The sequence below is a fragment of the Bacillus sp. SIMBA_074 genome (assembly GCF_046534555.1).
GTDB lineage: Bacteria > Bacillota > Bacilli > Bacillales > Bacillaceae_G > Bacillus_A > Bacillus_A mycoides.
Genome location: NZ_JAWRYM010000590.1, coordinates 1 through 268, shown reverse-complemented (window position 1 = coordinate 268; position 268 = coordinate 1). Strand labels below are relative to the sequence as shown.

At 74.6% G+C, this 268-nt stretch carries 1 protein-coding gene; it reads right to left on the bottom strand.

All coding sequences use genetic code 11. From position 1 onward, the window contains the following. A partial coding sequence (locus SB773_RS32100) for an acetylxylan esterase (RefSeq protein ID WP_410594393.1) occupies window positions 1-268 on the bottom strand: 268 nt, incomplete at both ends.

Sequence of the window (268 nt, the reverse complement as noted above, 5' to 3'; positions counted from 1 at the left end):
CGGCGATGCCGCGCCCGCCGCCGTAGCCCTGGAACTGCACCACCGCGGGGAGCGGTCCGTCGGCGTTCAGAGGACGCGACACCCAGGCCCGCACCGGCTCGCCGCCGAAGCCGGGGAACACCAGGTCCTCGACGATGAGCTGCGTCACCGGCGTGTCCGCCGGGGTGAGCTCCGGGGTTCCGCCCGCGGCTCGCGCCTCCGCGATCGTCCGCTCCCAGAACGCGTCGAAGTCGGCGGGTTCCTGCACCTCCGGACGGAAGGCGAGCAG